Origin of the sequence: Sphingobium sp. 15-1, from assembly GCF_013375535.1 — a bacterium.
Lineage (GTDB): Bacteria > Pseudomonadota > Alphaproteobacteria > Sphingomonadales > Sphingomonadaceae > Sphingobium > Sphingobium aromaticivastans.
The window spans coordinates 665,275-683,569 of record NZ_JABXJG010000002.1; the positions used below are offsets into that span (position 1 = coordinate 665,275).

Genomic DNA, 18,295 nt, shown 5'->3' on the forward strand with positions numbered 1-18,295 from the left:
ATGCCGGCTGATTGCTATGACTATATCATCGTGGGAGCGGGTTCTTCCGGCTGCGTGCTGGCCAATCGTCTGTCGGCCGACCCGACCGTCAGGGTTCTGCTGGTGGAGGCGGGACCGGACGACAGCAGCCCGTTGATCGCCATGCCCCGCGGCATCGGCAAGCTGCTGGCGCCGGGCAATCCCCATGTCTGGGATTACGCCGTTTCGCCCGGCGGGAACGCACCCCAGGAAATATGGCTGAAGGGCCGCGCGGTGGGCGGGTCCAGTTCGATTAACGGCATGGTCTATGTGCGGGGCGCTCCGGCCGATTACGACGGCTGGGAAGCGGCAGGCTGCACCGGCTGGGGCTGGCAGAGGATGGGCCAGCATTTCGTGACGCTGGAGGACCATGTGCTGGGCGCCAAGGCGTGGCGCGGCGCCGGCGGCCCGCTCAAGATCAGCGTCCACCCTTCCGGCGACCCGCTTTGCGAAGCGTTCCTGACCGCCGCCGAGCAGGCCGGGACGCAACGGGTGGATGACATGAACGACATGCCGGCCGTGTCCGAGGGCGGCATGGCCTATCAGCCGACATCTACCTATCGCGGCAAGCGCTTCTCCGCTTCCCGCGCCTTTCTCAAGCCCGTGCGAGGCCGGCCGAATCTGGACGTCGTGCCGCGTACCGACGTCCTGCGCATCCTGTTCGACGGGCAGCGGGCGAGCGGCATCCTGCTGCGCAACAAGGATGGCGTGCATGAGGTCGCGGCACGGCAGGAGATCATCCTCTCCGCAGGCGCGGTGCAGAGCCCCAAGCTGCTGCAATTGTCGGGCATCGGTCCCCGCGCCCTGCTTGAATCGCTCGGCATCCCGATCGTCGTCGATGCGCCCGGCGTCGGCGCCAACCTTCGCGAACATCGCTATCTGGGCTTTACCTACAGGGTTCGGAGGAACAGCCTGAACCAGAAACTGTCCGGCCTGGGCCTCATCATGTCGGCTTTGCGCTATGCTTTCGGATCGAAAGGTCCGCTGACCCATGCGGCGCATGAGGTGGGCGGCTTCGTCAAGACCGATGCCACGCTCGACCGGCCCGACGCGCAGGTCGGCCTGGGCCTCTATTCCTTTCACACGGACGACAAGGGGGCGGTGGCGCTCGACCCCTATCCCGGCATGACCGTCATCGCCTATTATATGCGGCCCGACAGCCAGGGCCATGTCAGGATAAGCTCGGCCGATCCGGATGTCCCGCCGGTCATCGACGCCAATCATCTGGCCACCGATGCCGACCGGAGCCATTTCGTCGCCCTGTTTCGCTGGCTCCGCTGCCTTGCGCAACAACCCGCGCTGAAAGACTGGATCGTCGAGGAAACAGGAAAGACCGTCGGTATAGAGGCGGACGAGAACATTCTTGCCAACGCCATGGCGCTTGGCGGCACATCCTTCCACATTTGCGGGACGTGCCGCATGGGCGCGGATGAAGCCTCCGTCGTCGACCCGCAACTTCGCGTGCGCGGCGTCACCGGCCTGCGCGTGGTCGATACCTCCATCATGCCGACCATCGTGTCGGGCAATACCAATGCGCCGGCCATGGCCATCGCGCTCAACGCCGCGGACATGATCCTGCGGCCCAGTCAGGACCCTGCCCTATGACCGTGTCTTTCACCGCATTCGACAAGCTGTATATCGATGGCGCCTGGGTCGATAGCGGGAGCGAACGCGACGCTATCATCAACCCCGCCACCGAAGCGGTCATCGGTCGCGCGCCGGTGGGCAATGCCGCCGCCGTGCAGGCCGCGATCGCGGCCGCGCGCGATGCGTTCGACACGGGCATCTGGCCGCGCATGGCCATGTCCGAGCGCGCCACGTACCTGCGCCGGATGCATGCCGCCCTGGATGCCCGCAGGCAGCAGATCGCGGCGCTGATCGTCGCGGAAGTCGGCTGTTCGCAGGGCATCACCCAGGGCATGCAGGTCGCCAATCCGCTCGACCATTTGCTGGCCGCCGTCGAACATTCGACGCGCGACGACAGCGTCCGCCTGCCCATCGACATCACCCCCGATCCCTTCAACCCCGACGGGCCGAAGAAAATAGGCGGGACCACCGTGGTGCGCGAGCCGGTGGGCGTCGTCGCAGCCATCACCGGCTATAATTTCCCTTTCCTCATCAATCTGGCGAAGATCGTGCCCGCGTTGCTCGCCGGCAATACGATGGTGCTGAAGCCGTCGCCCTTCACACCCTTTTCCGCGCTGCTGTTCGGGGAGATTGCCGAAGAGATCGGCCTGCCCAAAGGCGTGCTGAACATCGTGACCGGTGGACCGGAGGTCGGCACGACCCTGACCAGCGATCCGTGCGTCGACCTTGTTACCTTCACGGGTTCCGAAGGGGTGGGCGCCGCGATCATGGCGCAAGCCGCACCGACATTGAAGCGCGTGCACCTCGAACTGGGCGGCAAGTCCGCGCTGATCGTCCGTCAGGATGCCGACGTCGCCCGCGCCGCGGGCATGGCGGTCGCGGTACTCTCGGTCAATGCGGGCCAGGGTTGCGCCCTGCTCACGCGCCTCGTCGTCCATAACAGCATCAGGAAGGCGTTCGTCGAAACCGCCTGCGCCATCGCCAGCCAGTTCAGGATCGGCGATCCTGCCGATCCCGGCGTGGCGATGGGGCCGCTGATCCGCGAATCCCAGCGGGAAAAGGTCGAAAGGCTGATCGCCATCGGCCGCGACGAAGGGGCGCGGATCGTGCATGGCGGCGGGCGTCCGGCGGGCCTCGACAAGGGTTTCTTCACGGACATCACGATCTTCGACGATGTCGACAACAGCATGACGATTGCCCAGGAAGAGGTGTTCGGTCCGGTCGGCTGCATCATCGGTTTCGATAGCGACGAAGAGGCGATCCGCATCGCCAACGATTCCCGCTATGGCCTGAATGGCGGCATCGAAACCGCCGACGCCGCCAAGGGCTATGAGATGGCGATGCAGATCCGCGCGGGCAGCGTCATGCTCAATGGCGGGACCGGGCGGATGACCTATGCGCCAATCGGCGGCTACAAGCGCTCCGGCATCGGACGGGAATATGGTCCGGACTGGCTGCACGAATATCAAAATCAGAAGTCGGTCTTCTATCCCATCGGAGGATAGAGAAGCTGCCTAGAGCAGATTCCGATCCGATTGCATCGGCTCGATTGCTCTAGTCTTTTGATTTGACGCGTTTTCCGAGCCAGCAGGTGATTGGCTTGGCCGAACTGGCGTTTCCACCCGCTTCGAAAACGCTCTAGCCGGCGGTAATGCCGCCGTCGACCGCCCAGCAGGCGCCATGCACATGACGCGCGCGATCGGACGCAAGGAACAGAAGCGGTTCGGCCACATCCTCGGGCGGACAGGGCGGGCGCATGCCCGTGTAGCGCGCGAGCAGCCGGGGATCGGCGAAATCGGGGAAGGACATGCCCTGCGTCATTTCCGTCCGCATCGGGCCGGGCGAGAGGACGTTGATCCGCACGGGACTGTCCATCATCTCCATCGCGAGCGACAGCGTCAGACCGACCAGTCCGAATTTGGAGGCGGTATAAGGCGCCAGATAGGCCTGCCCCATGAAACCGGCGGTCGAGGCCACACAGACGATATTGCCCTTGCTCTCGATCAGGTGCGGCATGGCCGCCTGCATGAGAAAGAAGGGACCGGACAGGTTCGAGGCGATGGTCCGGTGCCATTCCTCTTCCTTGATGTCCAACAAGCGGTGAAACATGACATCGGCGGCGATATTGCACAGCACGTCCAGCCGGCCGAACGCCGTCATCGCCGCTTCGATCGCCTCCCTACAGCCACGCGGCTCGCCAAGATCGCAAGCCAGTTCGACACATCGGCCACCCGCGTCGCGGATCAACCGCCCGGTCTCTTCCAGCTTGGCCCGGCTGCGCCCGACAAGGCACAGTGCCGCGCCTTCCCGAGCAAAGGCGAGACTCGCCGCCCGGCCCAGGCCCGACCCGGCGCCGGTGACCAGTACGACCTTGCCTGCAAAGTCCATCCGCATAGTCTTTCCCAAACGGGGCGGCGGCGGGATCAAAAGATGCCGCGCTGAACGCCTGTCATATCGGTGATTACGACGCGGCCAACCTTTCGCCGGATGGGGTCGATCCCGTCACCAGCGCCGTCGCCATTGCGCGCCACGCCGACGGTTACGGATCATCTCGTCCCTCTGCTCCGGCGTGACCAGCGGCGTGTCGCCGGGAAGATGCGACCGAAGCTCTGCCGCGGGCACGAGTCTGAGCGTCGGCTCCGGCCCGGAACTCGCGCCGGTCCAGCGCAGCATCAGCGACCCTTCGTTGCGGCCTGCCGGATCGAGCCAGTTGGGCACGCCCGGATCGTCCAGTGCGATGACGGCGCGGAAGCGGCCGTCGCCGTCGAGCCGCGCCTGCGCTGCGTTGAGGCTGCTCTGATGGTTGATCCAGTCGATCGTGTTCCACAGTGGATCGTTGAGCTGCACGTTCCAATAGCGCACCTGATCGGGCACCGCCGTATCGATGATCATCGCTTCCCCCGGTTCCAGCCGGAAGATGCCTTGATAATAATGCTGCCCGGCAACGCCGCCGCGACCGGCCCAGTCGTCATATTCCAGCCTGTTGACGAAGCCCTGCGCCCGCTGTCGCTGACCATAGCCCAAGGCGAATGCGGCATAGCGTTCGACGAAGGCCGACAGGCGATCGAGCCGATGGGCGATCTCGGCCGCGGGCACGGGACCGCCGCCCACGCGCCGGTCGACCCGTTCGATCGCGATGCGCAGATCGCGCCCCGCGCCCCAGTCATAATAGGCATGGCGCAGACCAATGGTGACCGCGCGCGGGTCGAGCGGGAACCAGTCGCCCGCATGACCCTCCGGCCGCTCGCCGCCCAACAGGATGTCGAATGCGCCGTCCGGTCCCAATGTGCAGGCATCCAGATCGATCATGCCCACCGAAGCCCCCATATCCTCCATCGGTCCCAGACCGCCCGCGACCAGATCGAGAAACACGAAAACCCCATCCCCGCGCGTGCCGGACAACCTGTAAACGCCGCTGCCGTCGATCCGCGCCGCGCCATAGATGAAGTCGGGATTGACCCCGACCGTGTTCAGCACGCTGCTGACCGACGGCACGAAATCGGGATGATCGGGATCGGCGAAGGCCGTCTGATAGCCGGTGGCGAGGATGGCGAAGAACAGGCGGTGCGCCTCGGCCCGGGCCTGTGGATCATCGGGATCGGCCAGCCTGTCCAGCACGCTTTCCGCCCCCGCCATCTGCTCCAGCCAGGCGCGCCACTGGGACGTATTAGAGATAGGCATGGTAGGTCTCAATATATTCGGCGAACCTGTCGCTCACCTGTTCGGCGGTCAGGCCATAATCGGCCAGCGTATAGCTGCGCGGCCCATGCTTGCCCGCCGGATTCTCCCGCAGCCAGCCCAGAATGCCTTTTTCCGAGTCCGGCGTGAAATCCCAGCCGAAATGGTGATAGGCGGCCCGGATGGTCGAAACCGGGTCGGCAACGAGATCCTTGTAGCGCATGTCGTAAATCGGCAGGTCCGGATGCGCCTTGCGGTAATCCATGCAGCACTTCACCCCGTCCCACCAGAGTTGCAGAAATTCGGCACCCAGCGCATGCAGGTCGAGCCGGTCGTAGGAGGGCCCACGGATGACGCTGATCAGTTGGGAGATGGAGGCGATGACGGTGGTCGGGTCGCGATGCGGCTGGATGAAGATCGCATCGGGATAGACGTGGCGCAGCGCCGGGAGCTTATACATATGCTCCTGAATCTTGAGCACCCAATGCCTGCCGGGATGCCGCCAGCCCAGATGCTGAAGCCACATCTTATGGACCTCGTAACGAAAGGTCGCGTCGATGCCCTTGAACCAGTCGTAGAAGCGGGGAAGATGCTGGAACATGCACGGATTGCTGCTCTGAAACGACGTCGTCATGAACGATCCGCATTCTTGCGGGATCTTGGCGCCGAGCGGATGGGCTTTGAGCAATTCGTCGGCATCACCGCCCAGTTGCGCGCGCAGATGTTCGTCGAAACGGGCGATGCGCGGGTCCGTATCGGCGGTTGCGGCTTCGGGCGGGGGCGATGGCTCGGCCACTTCCCACATCAGCGGCGTGCGGATCTGCGGGTCGCCTTCCATCAGGGCGTGCAGGAAACTGGTGCCGCACCGGGGCAGGCCGAGGATGAAAAGCGGCTGCCTGATTTCGACATTGGCAATGTTGGGATAGCGCGCCCGATCGTCGGCGATCGCCTTCAGCCGGGACAAGTCATCGGCGATGATATGCAGCGCCCGGGCATGGCCATTGGCGTTGAGTGCCCGGTCTTCCTCCATCGAGGCGAGCAGTTGTTCGAGCCCCGGCCGCACATTGTCCCGTAAATAATCAGGCAGCGGATATTGCGCCAGCAGCGCGTCCGCGTCCGGAAATCCAAATGTCATTGCCATCCTCTCTCAAACCGGTCTGACGACCATTTTGGGCAGGATGACCGGTCCGGGCACCGATGAAAAGCGCAGGCGGCCTCGATGTCGCCTATCGGAAACAGATGTCGAAAATTGCGGCTACACCAATGGGCGTCAGTGGATCAAAAGCCGGTCGCGGAACTGCTGCGGCGAACAGCCCTCCATCTGGCGGAAGGCCACACTGAAACTTGCCGTATTGGCAAAACCGCAGCGATAGGCGATCTCCTTGACCAGAAGCGATCGGTCCATCAGCAAGTCCTTTGCCAGAGCCAGCATATGACGGCGACAAAAGGCTGCGGGACTTTCGCCCGTCGCGGCGCGGAACAGGCGTTCATAATGACGGACGCTGATGCCGCGTTCCGCCGCCAACTGCCCGATCTCGACCCTGCCGGGCTGCTCCCGGATATGTGCGACAAGGCCGGCCAGATAGCGCTGGTCGAACGTCCGGCGACTGGTGAATTCGGCTTGCGTTTCCGGGCCGAATTGCTGCACCATTTCGGCTGCAAGCCCGACGCTGATCGAATCCAGAACGAGTTGCGAACACAGCCCCGGCGCCACCAGTTCCTGCTGCGCCCTTAGAAGCAGCGCCCTGACGTGGGGATTGCGCATGTCTATGGTGTCGCGCAGTTGTTGATCGGAAAGTTCCATCGGCAATCCGGTAATCGCGGGAATATCTATTCTGCAAAATAGCGATCTTTGCTCGCGTTCCTGCCAATGCATTTGGAACGGACGCGCGGCCGGATAAAAGCGCACTTCGCCCTGCTCGCAAAAGTCGCAGGCAGAAGCGAGATAACGACCCACGGACGGGAAGTGGGTCAATTCGAAATAGCTGCACGGCGGCGTGAAGACGATCTCGTTCCGTTCCCGCCAGAAAAACCGCCGGACTTCAAAGCGGGCACCAACTGTAGCCTTGGCCGCTTCGAGAGACGTTTCGAATTCCTGCGGGAATATGAAGTCCAGTCTTGTGCCCTCAGCATGACGGGCAGCGTCATAAGGTCTTATCGACATATCGGCCCTTACCTGCGCTCTCTTCTCTCCGGATTATCGTGATGATAGGCGATCGACCTTATCAGGAGAAGCTGATTTATCGGACGATCTCTTCTGGTTCCAAAAATATAATCGGATGATTTCCCTGATACGCGGTTACGGGAAATATTCATATTTTTGACGATAGATACCCAAGATGTTACTGTTATCATCATTCGGATCGGCTACGATCGTACTAGCCTATCCTTGACGGAATCGCTATTCATTTGGCACTTTGAATGCTGATCGATAGCTCGGAATCGACACCTTATATTGCTACCGAGCAGATAGTGTCCATTTGCTATCGGCAGGAATTTCATGATCAAAGAGCCACGGATAGGGCTGACGCATCTCCAGCGCCTGGAGGCGGAGAGCATCCATATATTGCGGGAGGTCGTTGCGGAGGCCGAAAAGCCCGTCATGCTGTATTCCGTGGGCAAGGATTCGGCGGTGATGCTGCATCTGGCGCGCAAGGCCTTCTACCCCTCGCCGCCGCCCTTTCCGCTGCTGCATGTCGACACGACGTGGAAGTTCCAGGCGATGTACGATCTGCGCGACCGGATGGCGCGGGAATCGGGGATGGAACTGCTGGTCTATCACAACCCCGAAGCGCAGGAGCGCGGGATCAACCCGTTCGATCATGGCGCGCTGCACACGGACATGTGGAAGACGGAAGGCCTGAAGCAGGCGCTCGACCTCTATGGCTTCGACGCGGCGTTCGGCGGCGCGCGGCGCGACGAGGAGAAGAGCCGGGCGAAGGAGCGCATCTTCTCCTTCCGCACCGCCAGCCACGGCTGGGACCCCAAGAACCAGCGGCCGGAGCTGTGGAACCTCTACAACGCCAAGAAGAACAAGGGCGAGAGCATCCGCATCTTCCCGATCAGCAACTGGACCGAGCTGGACATCTGGCAATATATCCATCTGAACGACGTGCCCATCGTGCCGCTCTATTTCGCGCAGGAGCGCCCGACCGTGGAGCGCGACGGCATGCTGCTGATGGTCGATGACGAACGCTTCCCGCTGAAGGCTGGAGAGGAGCCGGTGATGCGCTCCATCCGGTTCCGGACATTGGGCTGCTATCCGCTGACCGGCGCGGTCGAGAGCAAGGCGAAGACGTTGCCGGAAGTCATCCAGGAAACGCTGCTCACCACCACATCGGAACGGCAGGGCCGCGCCATCGACAAGGATGCCGGCGGCGCCGGCATGGAGAAGAAGAAGCAGGAAGGGTATTTCTGACGCACTACGGAATGCGAAGCGTTCCCAAGCGTCAACCCCAGCGCAGGCTGGGGTCTTTCGCCTCCTGATACGAACCAGACCAATGCGACCCCGGCCTTTGCCGGGATGACGGGACAGATGACATGACCGACACGCTCGACGAACCTATCTACAAGACCGATGCCCTCATTGCCGAGGACATCGACCAGTATCTGCAGGTGCATGAGCACAAGACGATGCTGCGCTTCATCACCTGCGGATCGGTGGACGACGGCAAGTCGACGCTGATCGGCCGCCTGCTCTACGACAGCAAGATGATCTTCGAGGATCAGCTCGCCGCGCTGGAGGCGGACTCCAAGCGCGTCGGCACCCAGGGGCAGGAAATCGACTTCGCTCTGCTGGTCGACGGCCTTGCCGCCGAGCGCGAACAGGGCATCACCATCGACGTCGCCTATCGCTTCTTCGCCACCGAAAAGCGCAAGTTCATCGTCGCCGACACGCCGGGGCATGAACAATATACGCGCAACATGGTGACCGGCGCGTCCACCGCCGACCTTGCCGTCATCCTGATCGACGCGCGCAAGGGCGTGCTGACGCAAACCCGCCGCCACAGCTATCTGGCGCATCTGATCGGCATCAGGAATATCGTCCTCGCCATCAACAAGATGGACCTGGTCGACTATGACCAGGCGGTCTATGACGGCATCGTCAAGGATTATACCGAGTTCGCCCACTCGATCGGCATCAAGGCCTTCACGGCCATGCCCATTTCCGGCTTCAAGGGCGACAATATCACCGGCCCGTCGGCCAACACCCCCTGGTACAAGGGGCCCGCGCTGATCGAGCATCTGGAGACCGTCGAGGTCGATCAGGTCTCCGATCAGGCAAAGCCCTTCCGCATGGCGGTGCAGTGGGTCAATCGCCCGAACCTCGACTTCCGCGGCTTTTCCGGCCAGATCGCGACCGGCACGGTGCGCAAGGGCGATGCGATCCGCGTCCTGCCCTCCGGCAAGACCAGCACGATCAGCCGCATCGTCACGCTGGGTGGCGATCTGGACGAAGCGATCGCCGGTCAGTCGGTGACATTGTGCTTCGCCGATGAGATCGACTGTTCGCGCGGCGACGTGATCGCGGCGTCGGACAATCCGCCCCAGGCCGCCGACCAGTTCGAAGCGACCATCGTCTGGATGGCGGACGAAGAAATGCTGCCCGGCCGCCCCTATTGGCTGAAGATCGGCACCCAGACCGTCACCGCCACGGTCCAGCACCCCAAATATCAGGTCAACGTCAACACGATGGAGCATCTGGCGGCGAAAACGCTGGAGCTGAACGCCATCGGCGTCGCCAACCTGTCGACCGACAAGCAGATCGTGTTCGAACCCTATGAGACGAACCGCACGCTGGGCGGCTTCATTCTGATCGACAAGATCACCAACGCCACGGTGGCGGCGGGGATGCTGCACTTTTCGCTGCGGCGCGCGCAGAATGTCCATTGGCAGGCGACCGACGTCACCCGCGAATTCCATGCGGGCCTCAAAAACCAGAAGCCGGCCGTGCTGTGGTTCACCGGGCTTTCGGGCGCGGGCAAGTCGACCATCGCCAACCTTGTCGAGAAGAAGCTGGCGCGGATGAACCGCCATACCTTCCTGCTCGACGGCGACAATGTGCGTCATGGGCTGAACAAGGATCTGGGCTTTACCGATGCCGACCGGGTGGAGAATATCCGCCGCGTGGGCGAAGTCGCCAAGCTGATGACCGATGCGGGGCTGATCGTCATCACCGCCTTCATCTCGCCCTTCCGCGCCGAGCGCGAGATGGTGCGGCAGATGATGCAGCCGGGCGAGTTTGTCGAAGTGCATATCGACACGCCGCTGGCCGAGGCCGAAGCACGTGACGTCAAGGGCCTTTACAAGAAGGCGCGCACGGGTCAGCTCAAGAACTTCACCGGCATCGACAGCCCCTATGAAGCGCCGGAAGATCCGGAGATCCGCGTCGACACCACCGCCATGACGGCGGAAGAAGCGGCCGATGCCATCGTTGCGAGGCTGATCCCATGAGCGCGGCGGTGGAAAACATGACCGACGCCGATCTCGCCGCCCATCTGGCGGAGATTGCCGGGCGCATCCTGATCGATGTGCGGGAAAGCGGCCTGTTCAGCCCCAAGGCGCTGGGCAAGGCGGGGGACCAGACGGCGAACCAGTTCCTGTGCCACGCCCTGCGCGAGGTCAGGCCGCAGGACGGCCTGCTCTCCGAGGAGGAGAAGGACAATGCCGACCGGCTCGCCATGAGCCGGGTGTGGATCGTCGATCCGGTGGACGGCACCCGCGAATATGGCGAGGAGCGGAGCGATTGGGCGGTGCATGTGGGTCTGGCCCTCGACGGGCAGCCTGCCATAGGCGCAGTCGCACTGCCGGGTCTGGATGGCGGCACGCTATTGCGCTCCGACCAGCCGGTCACCGTGCCGCCTGCCCCGGACAGGCTGCGCATGGTGATCAGCCGCACCCGCCCCGCCGCCGAGGCGGTCGCGGTCGCGGAACGGCTGGGGGCGGAGCTGGTCCCCATGGGCAGCGCCGGCGCCAAGGCGATGGCGGTCATCCTGGGCCAGGCCGATATCTATCTGCACTCGGGCGGGCAATATGAATGGGACAGCATGGCCCCGGTCGCGGTCGCGGTCGCCCATGGCCTCCACTGCTCGCGGATCGACGGCTCGCCGCTCGTCTACAATAGACAAGACGTCTACCTCCCCGACCTTCTCATCTGCCGCAAGGAGCATGCGGGGCAGATTCTCGAACTGATCGCGGAGGTCACGCAGGTCGCCGACTGAAACGGCCGATCCCGCCAGAGCGGGTCATATGCCCGGTAAGCGTTCACCGATTGTTCGCCCTTAGCGTTGTCTGACGTGCTTTCCACGCTATGTCCTCTATATGGCTTCCTTCAACATCAGATGCCTGACCGAAATCTGCTGGGCCCCGCTTCCAAGCCGATCCACGCCGATGATCGCCGTTTTCACCCTGATTTTTGAACGTCGAGCGATTTTGTCAAAAATTGGCTAACGGGAGCAACCGACCGGTTTCCCCCGTACAATCAAAATCTCAATGGTCGCAGTTACGGCGTCGAAGGCAACGGGAATCGCATTACGTCAACGCTCTACGGCTCCAAGACTGACCTGGGTGGCGGCGGCGCCCGAACAGCCGGCGGTCAACTGATTTGCTGCACCATATGTTGCCGGAATGGCGGAATTCAGCCGCTTTGCGGGTGTGGGAACAAGTCCACTGGCGTTATACATATTGGGGAAGACGACGGTGCCTCACCTACGCCTGCATCCGCTTGAGCAGGAATAGGCATCAGGGCATATTTGCTCCTTTTCCGAAAGCATCAAGTCCAAAACGTGCAACAAGCCGCCTCCATACATTCTGAATATAGCTAGTTTTCCTCCATGTAACCCGACTATGATAGTGGCCGATCGCTGCCCAGTAATCTCGGGCGTCCTGCAAGTCGGTCAGAAATATCCAGCGGGCAGCGTACACATTGAAGCAGGTGTCATGTTGAAGCCGATGCCATATCTCAGATTCCGATTGATGAACCAAGGCCGAGATTTTCGGTACCCACCAACTGTTGATTTGCAATGGGCCCAAATCGTAGCTGCCGTCTGTGTTCCTGATCTTGGCGCCAACCCATCCCGCTTCCTGATCTCGTAGGCCCCAAAGCGTCTTTTCCAGCCAGCCCTTTCCATTTGATGCGAGCCGAATGCACCGCGCCACCTCGACATCCCCGGCAAACTGCTTTGCGTTAGCTGGGGCTGCATACAGGATTGTCAGGCTCATGACGATCAGCCCTGCCAATACCAGGCCTTTCGGCCCACTCATCGATCCAACCCTTTTGACCGATCATGCCCATGTTCCTGATCTTGAGTCGGTTCCGGCCTGGACCGGTCGCGTCCAATCAACGAGCGCAGAAAGGAATCAAGCTGTTCGGCAACGGACCGTGCCCGGCCTGCAAGCTTTTCGGGCAGCGTCAATTCCTCCGCTTGCGATCGGGAGCTTGCCGAACCCAAACGTTCTCTTCTCTCCTGCCGCTGGATTTCCTGATCCATGCGCTGACGACGCAATTTCTCCCCATGACGCGCCGTGAAACTGCGTCGACTGTCTCGATCAAGACGACCAAGACCTTCAAGAGATGATGTCTTTTGACCTGAGTTTTGCTCCAATTTCTTGGCCAGCTTATCCCTGTCTTCCGTCCATAGCTTCACGCCAAGGCGCGCGCGGGTGATCGCCGTGTAGAAATTCTGACCATTGACGAGACTTGATCCGATGGGAGCCAAAACATAAGCCCGTGCATAGGTCTTAGACTGAGACGAATACACGGTTTCGGCGTAGCCATGGTCCCAAGTCTTGTGTATCGACAAATCTACGGTCTGGACTCTATCATCCCGATCCCATCTGATTGTTGCCAGCAATCCATCGAGCTGTTCGACCGTGCCTCGCTCAGCATTCTTCAGATCGAGCTCCTTGTTGGCCAATCGCCATTGAACGCGATCCCCGGACGCCAAGTCCCGCTCACCTTGGTCGAAGACATTGACCTGACGGGGGCGCGTCGATCGGGGGTCCCACCGGATAATCCGTCCCTGTTCATCGGCTAACCGAACGATTTGCCGGCCGTTCTCATTGCGGCCAAGTCCTACCACGCGATATTCCACGTCCCGGGCGATACCGACCTCGGCAATGTCGCGCCCAAATTTCACGACCTGCCCACGCGAATAAAAGCGCGCGAACCGCTTCTCTTCGTCGGTCATCCCCGCCGGCGACACAATCTGGAGACGACTCTCCTCGATGGCGATGCCCCCCTCCTTCTGGAGCGCTTCCCGTATCTGGGCGTTCACAGCCAGACGAGTGGCATTTTCAAGCACGAGAATGTTCGTGCCAACGCGATGCTCCGTTTTGAGCCGGGTCCACTCCCTCACCATGTCCTTGGCAAGTATGTCCACGCTCTCCCCGCTTACGACCTTATCGAGCGCGGCGATCGAAGCGGGATAGTCACCCTCGCGCGCATACGTAACCGCAGCTCTCATCGACTTGGTTTCCTGCCGTACCGACTCCTTGAGTTCCGCGGTCGGCAAACCCAGTCGTTGCAGCAACCAGAAGGCTTTGCCCTGCTCGATGGCGCCGGTCTGGTGATCGTCACCCAAGAGGAGAAGGCGGGCACCCGTTTTGCGACTGATCTCCAGCACACGGGCAGCTTGCCGATTGCCGAGCTGCCCAGCTTCATCCAGCACCAGCACATGGCGATCGCTGATCCCATGACCGCCCCCGGCAAGCAGACTGGCAACGGTCCGGGACTCGATGCCGGCATCCTGCCCAAGCTTCAATGTCGCAGACGAAGTCGGGGCGGTCGCAATGAGGATGGTGCCTGGCTCCGCAGCCTCTTTGAGCGTCTTGACCAGCGTTGATTTCCCCGAGCCGGCCACCCCATGGATGCCATTCACCCGATCGCGCGAGATCGCGACATTCACCAGCGCCTGTTCCTGGGCCGGCGTCAAACCAGCCTTTTCGAGCGCGACCAGCAGCCGGTCCGCAGACGCGAGGGGCCGAGCATCGCTCAACGCAAGCGCAAGATGCTGCGTCAATTCCAACTCAAGACGCGCGGTTTTTCTCGTCGTGCGGCCCCGGGTCAATATCTGATGGCCCGTTTGTTCGCGCGTTGCCAGAAGCTTGCGCCGTGCCTCATGGGCTTCGATCATCGGGCGGACGTCAGACAAGCGCACTTCCCCAACATGGGAAGCGAGGCCAAGACGGAATATGCGTCCCAGATTGTTCACCGCTTCGCGCGTTTCCGCCTGTCGCATGCCGAACAGAGCGGCCCGGCCAACGTCGGCCGCGCGCGGAACGATCTCCCTGCTGTCCTTGCCGCTCAATAGATCGAGATCTTCGCGGTATCGTTCCGATCGGTGCTGCCATTGCTCCCGCAGCGCCTCGATACCGACCTTCTGCTTGGGAGGGCGGGTCGCATAGAAGGAGGCCTGGCGTCCGGCCTGCCCGGTCAGCCCCTCTTCCCGCGCATGGGCATCGATCTGTTCGGCACGCCTGGAAAATGCCTTCACCAGATCCTGCGGAACACCCCTGATTTCGAAGAGGCCGTTGCGAGGATCATGGTCGATCTCATAACCCAGCTCCCGAAGGCCATGGGCTAGGTCGTTGCGATACACCTGTCCCGCGGTCATTTGCTCCGCAAACATGGCGCGAGTTTCCAGACTTGCCATGTGCGCCTCGCCCTCCCTGCCAGTGATGTTCATGACAACCACATGGGTGTGGAGATGGGGGTCGAGTTCCCGGCTGGCATGTTCGGTGAAGCGAGCAAAAATCAGCCGGCCGGTCGTCTCATAGACAATCTCGCCGGCGACGCGGCGCCGCAGGGCGGCATGTTCTTCCAGATAGTCCAACGCTGTCCCGACCGCCTTTTCATGTGCAGCCAGTATCCGCTCGTCTCCCGCGACCAGCGCCATGATGGAAACCGACTTGGGCGCGTTGACCGCGAAATCCCAACCGGGATGATGCTCGATCTCCCCATCCTTGTGGTGCCTTCCAAGCTGCTGCTCCCTAACCCAGCCGGAGAGCAGTTGCTCGAATATCTCGGGATCGACCTTTCCTTCGAGGCCAAGGTCACGCGCAATTTCCCCTCCCCATTCGGAATGCTCATCGGGACCCTTCTTGTAATAATCGCCGAGCGCATAATAGCGGACGACATTGCCGGGTTTGCCATATAGGCGGACGGGATTGATCATGCCGGCCTTGCCTGTTCGCGGGGGCCATCGGCGCGGCCATGCTGGACGAGGTTCGACTGAATGCTGCCCTGGCGCGCAGCCAGCAAGGTCCAGGCATCGCGCGGCGGGATCGGCAATTTACCCTGCTCCGCGCCGAGAATGGCATCGACCTGCGCCGCCTCACTCTCGACCGCAGGCGACCCATCCACGCTCGGCGCACCGGTGGCAGAAGCACTGGAGCCCTGCCCCTCCTTAGCGGGAGGACGCAGATCATCACCCTGCCCCCTTTCACGCTCGAGCGCCTCTCGCACCCGTGCCTCGGCCTTGGCCAGTTTGACCAATTCGTCCGCCTTACTGAGCCGCTCCGGCGGACCCACACGTTCGACAAATGCAGGTTCGTCCGAGGAGACGACATTGTACCGGTCCGCGAACTTGACGACCGGAAGGTTACGCCCGAACCGGAGGAAACCGGAAAGATTGGGAAGGTTCGTGACCTCGGTGTGCATGACAAGCGGCCGGGTCACCTGTATCCGGGAGAGATTGACGCCGTCCCGCATGTCGTTGACGCCATAGCTCATGCCTTCATTGGCTTCGACCTGTTCGACCTGACCCAGATTTTCGGAAACATGCTTGGCGGTCGGGGTGTCATTGGCGCGCAGCGCCACCCAGGTCGAGCAATAGCCGGTGATGGCGGCAGCATCCTGAATGCCATAGGTGGCCTCAAGCTGCGGGTAACTCTGATAACCCAATATGCCGCAGCCACCATATTTGCGCGCCCGCGCGAGGAAGTCGCTCAGGGAGGGCAGCTTCTGGAGCGTTGGAAGTTCATCGATGACGCAATAGAGGCGCCGGTCCCGATCCGGCATGAGACTCATGATGGCGCTGATGGCGATGTCGAGCCAGACCGTGATCAGGGGACGCAGCGAGGGAAGCTGGTCCGCCTTCACGGTGATGAACAGCCAGCTTCCCGGTTCCCCTTTTTCCACCCAGTCGCGGATCGAGAAACCATCCTCCGTGTCATCGAGATAGGAAAAGCTGCGCATGACCGAGGCCAGTTCCGCCTGGATGCCGGCCGAGGTCCGGTCCCCTTCCATGCTGAGAAAAGCGGCAGCATCGGTGCCGGCGGCGAACGCCACGAGATCCTTGAGCTTGGACCGGAGCAACCGGTCAAGGAGCAGAGAGACATAGGTATGCTTCTGCCGGGCGAGCTTTCGCAGGACTGCCACCAGAGTCCCTCTCGCCGCCTTCGCCCAGAAGGGATCACCCCCCTTATCCGGGATCGTGGACTCAGCGATCTGGTCATAATGATAGTCGCGCGGGACATCGACCCAAGGGGACCATCGCGCGGTCCGCTGGTCGAGGGGATTGAGCAGCGTATCATATTTGGGGCGGTAGAATTTCTCGACGAAGGTGCCTGCGGTATCATAGACGATCGCCCGTCGACCCGATGTGCGAATGCCCTCCAGCATCTTGACGATGAGATTGGTCTTGCCGGTGCCGGGCGCTCCGCAGAGGAGGATATGCTCGGGCTCGAAAGCCTCCGGCACCGGGACTCCCCCGATCGTGAGCGGCCCCTTCTTCTGCCAGAGAAGCGCCCGCTTCAACTGTCTGACGGTGCCGAAGCGGGCGCCGCGCAGGAATTGATTGGAGCCAAGGCCGCGTCCCGTGCGGGTGAAATAGAACCAGGCCCAAAGCAGCATGGCGAGGGCGAAGACACCCGACAGAGCAGCCCCGTGCAGGAGGTAGCTTTCGAAGGCCGCGAGGGTCTTGTGGGCCAGCCGGGAGTCGAGCAGCGCCTTGGGCGTGGTCCAATATTGCTGGCCCGTTGGTGTCCTGAACAGGATCGGCGTGACATTGCCGGGAACCGCGTCTCTCATGAAGGTCGCCTGGCCGATCTTCACCAGCACGAAACGCTCATAGTCGGAGGATTTTTCGAGCGCATACCAGACGATACCGCCGATCCAGATCACGAGACCGGCAAGGCAAGTCTGGTAGAAGACCTGGGTGGTCATGCGGACATTGTGAACGATGGCCTGTCCACCCCTCGTCCAACTGCCCAGCGTGTCGTTGCGGAAGATGCTCATGAACGTCCCTCCTCAGACAGAAGGCCCCGCTCATCGAGCAATTGGCGGGCATAGCCTTGCCCCTTTTCCAAGGCCTGCGGCGCTCGTTCGCCGACCGCGGTCACGAGGATCGCGAACGTCTGGATTACCACCGCGAGGATCTCGTCTTTCGACGAGTAAATATAGGCGCGATCAGGATCGGCGGCCCTGGTCAGGACTGACCGGATGAATGCGGAAAGACTGAGATCGGCCCCATTGGCGCGCCGAAGGAGGCGCCGATGGAGGGCGTCGTCGAGACGAAAAGTAACTGTGACCATGCAGAAGCTCCGATGATACGGAGCCCCTACCGGGGAGGTGAAGCACAGCTTTTATAGTTGAAATGAAGGGATTTTTCAACACCCCGAGGACGGCGCGTTCAAAATGTCAGGATACGGAAAAATAATACGGATCATACCGCATCATTTCAGTATCTTATCAAGAAAATGCGATGGCCCGGTCATACCGGTATGACGATCTGCGGTGCATCGGTAATACCCGTATGACGCCCGCAAAGCCGCAGAAATGCTGGGCAAACGCCACGCAGCACCCGTGCGTGGGGTGCATTACAAACGGCCAGCGGTCGTGCGTCCTTTCTTCGCAGCGCGCTTGCCCGCTGCGTTGCCTCGTGCCGGAAGGCGCGGGGCTCCCCCGCAGGGGGTCTTGTTCTTCCCGGCGGCACGCCGGGCAGCAACTCTTTCCTCGCCTGTGCGCGAGACCTGGATTGCAATCATGATGTTCTCCATCGATAATGAGGGT

General features: G+C 61.9%; 14 protein-coding genes. 6 read left to right on the forward strand and 8 right to left on the reverse strand.

Annotated features, from left to right (window positions below):
- Positions 1 to 1,623, forward strand: coding sequence for a GMC family oxidoreductase (locus HUK72_RS19240; RefSeq protein ID WP_102999818.1), 1,623 nt, complete (start codon positions 1 to 3; stop codon positions 1,621 to 1,623).
- Positions 1,620 to 3,110: an aldehyde dehydrogenase family protein gene (locus HUK72_RS19245; protein WP_066563132.1), complete on the forward strand. Its 1,491-nt coding sequence runs from the start codon at positions 1,620 to 1,622 to the stop codon at positions 3,108 to 3,110. The genes HUK72_RS19240 and HUK72_RS19245 overlap by 4 nt, the downstream gene beginning before the upstream one ends.
- Positions 3,111 to 3,243: 133 nt before the next feature.
- Here the strand turns inward: HUK72_RS19245 and HUK72_RS19250 are convergent, their stop codons facing one another.
- From HUK72_RS19250 to HUK72_RS19265, 4 genes are all read right to left on the reverse strand, one after another.
- On the reverse strand, positions 3,244 to 3,999 hold the full coding sequence (locus HUK72_RS19250) for an SDR family NAD(P)-dependent oxidoreductase (RefSeq protein ID WP_237230100.1): 756 nt from the start codon (positions 3,997 to 3,999) through the stop codon (positions 3,244 to 3,246).
- 108 nt (positions 4,000 to 4,107) lie between these two features.
- A complete protein-coding gene (locus HUK72_RS19255; protein WP_237230102.1) occupies positions 4,108 to 5,286 on the reverse strand; it encodes a hypothetical protein in 1,179 nt (392 codons plus the stop codon).
- Positions 5,273 to 6,418, reverse strand: coding sequence for a sulfotransferase (locus tag HUK72_RS19260; protein WP_237230104.1), 1,146 nt, complete (start codon positions 6,416 to 6,418; stop codon positions 5,273 to 5,275). The genes HUK72_RS19255 and HUK72_RS19260 overlap by 14 nt, the downstream gene beginning before the upstream one ends.
- A gap of 135 nt (positions 6,419 to 6,553) precedes the next feature.
- On the reverse strand, positions 6,554 to 7,087 hold the full coding sequence (locus HUK72_RS19265; RefSeq protein ID WP_066563955.1) for a helix-turn-helix transcriptional regulator: 534 nt from the start codon (positions 7,085 to 7,087) through the stop codon (positions 6,554 to 6,556).
- A gap of 48 nt (positions 7,088 to 7,135) precedes the next feature.
- On the opposite strand from HUK72_RS19265, the gene HUK72_RS27035 reads away from it, so the two are divergent.
- From HUK72_RS27035 to HUK72_RS19280, 4 genes are all read left to right on the forward strand, one after another.
- Positions 7,136 to 7,489 (forward strand): hypothetical protein, encoded by a 354-nt coding sequence (locus HUK72_RS27035; protein ID WP_216365586.1) that lies wholly within the window; start codon positions 7,136 to 7,138, stop codon positions 7,487 to 7,489.
- A 294-nt stretch (positions 7,490 to 7,783) separates the two neighbouring features.
- On the forward strand, positions 7,784 to 8,701 hold the full coding sequence (cysD, locus tag HUK72_RS19270) for a sulfate adenylyltransferase subunit CysD (RefSeq protein WP_066563138.1): 918 nt from the start codon (positions 7,784 to 7,786) through the stop codon (positions 8,699 to 8,701).
- A gap of 122 nt (positions 8,702 to 8,823) precedes the next feature.
- Positions 8,824 to 10,737 (forward strand): sulfate adenylyltransferase subunit CysN, encoded by a 1,914-nt coding sequence (gene cysN / locus HUK72_RS19275; protein ID WP_176598279.1) that lies wholly within the window; start codon positions 8,824 to 8,826, stop codon positions 10,735 to 10,737.
- The gene (locus HUK72_RS19280; protein WP_066563142.1) at positions 10,734 to 11,504 is read left to right on the forward strand and encodes a 3'(2'),5'-bisphosphate nucleotidase CysQ; all 771 of its coding nucleotides are present in this window, start codon (positions 10,734 to 10,736) and stop codon (positions 11,502 to 11,504) included. The genes cysN and HUK72_RS19280 overlap by 4 nt, the downstream gene beginning before the upstream one ends.
- A 520-nt stretch (positions 11,505 to 12,024) precedes the next feature.
- Here HUK72_RS19280 and HUK72_RS19285 read toward each other — a convergent pair.
- From HUK72_RS19285 to HUK72_RS19300, 4 genes are read right to left on the reverse strand one after another with little or no spacing between them, the layout of a single operon-like run.
- Positions 12,025 to 12,546 (reverse strand): lytic transglycosylase domain-containing protein, encoded by a 522-nt coding sequence (locus HUK72_RS19285; protein ID WP_082749146.1) that lies wholly within the window; start codon positions 12,544 to 12,546, stop codon positions 12,025 to 12,027.
- A complete protein-coding gene (mobF, locus tag HUK72_RS19290) occupies positions 12,543 to 15,458 on the reverse strand; it encodes a MobF family relaxase (RefSeq protein WP_066563145.1) in 2,916 nt (971 codons plus the stop codon). Before mobF ends, HUK72_RS19285 begins: the two co-directional genes overlap by 4 nt.
- Positions 15,455 to 17,521, reverse strand: a complete 2,067-nt coding sequence (locus HUK72_RS19295; protein ID WP_066563148.1) for a type IV secretion system DNA-binding domain-containing protein — start codon at positions 17,519 to 17,521, stop codon at positions 15,455 to 15,457. The genes mobF and HUK72_RS19295 overlap by 4 nt, the downstream gene beginning before the upstream one ends.
- Positions 17,518 to 17,817: a CopG family transcriptional regulator gene (locus HUK72_RS19300; RefSeq protein ID WP_066563150.1), complete on the reverse strand. Its 300-nt coding sequence runs from the start codon at positions 17,815 to 17,817 to the stop codon at positions 17,518 to 17,520. The genes HUK72_RS19295 and HUK72_RS19300 overlap by 4 nt, the downstream gene beginning before the upstream one ends.
- Positions 17,818 to 18,295: the final 478 nt, after the last annotated feature.